This window comes from Pontibacter sp. HJ8 (assembly GCF_054824225.1).
In genome coordinates this window covers 1-296 of sequence record NZ_JSYF01000647.1, presented here as the reverse complement: position 1 = coordinate 296, position 296 = coordinate 1, and the positions used below count along the sequence as shown (strand labels likewise).

The 296-nt window shown below is 33.4% G+C and carries 1 protein-coding gene; it reads right to left on the bottom strand.

All coding sequences use genetic code 11. The annotated features are described in order from the left end of the window. Window positions 1-160: 160 nt before the first annotated feature. Window positions 161-289 (bottom strand): hypothetical protein, encoded by a 129-nt coding sequence (locus tag OB13_RS20585; RefSeq protein WP_461492063.1) that lies wholly within the window; start codon window positions 287-289, stop codon window positions 161-163. Between the last annotated feature and the right edge of the window lie 7 nt (window positions 290-296).

The window sequence follows — 296 nt, the reverse complement described above, 5'->3', positions numbered from 1 at the left end:
GATAATAAAAAAGGGAATTATATGGGAACCGGTCTTATCAGCAGGCTGCTTTTGGCATAGTAAACAGTTATTCATAGAGTGTTTATTGTACTAAGTTTATTGTACTAAGATTATTGTACTAAGATTAATGTATTAACTTTTTAGACTTATATAATTAGGTTTATTGAAACCTCCAGGCTGACACTGCCAATTTAGCCATGGACCTTTGGCGCTGTTCTACAGATTCTCTATTCCAAGCGTCAAATTCTGTTATTCGCTCCGTTAAATGAAGAGAAGATTTGGCATATATTTTAACT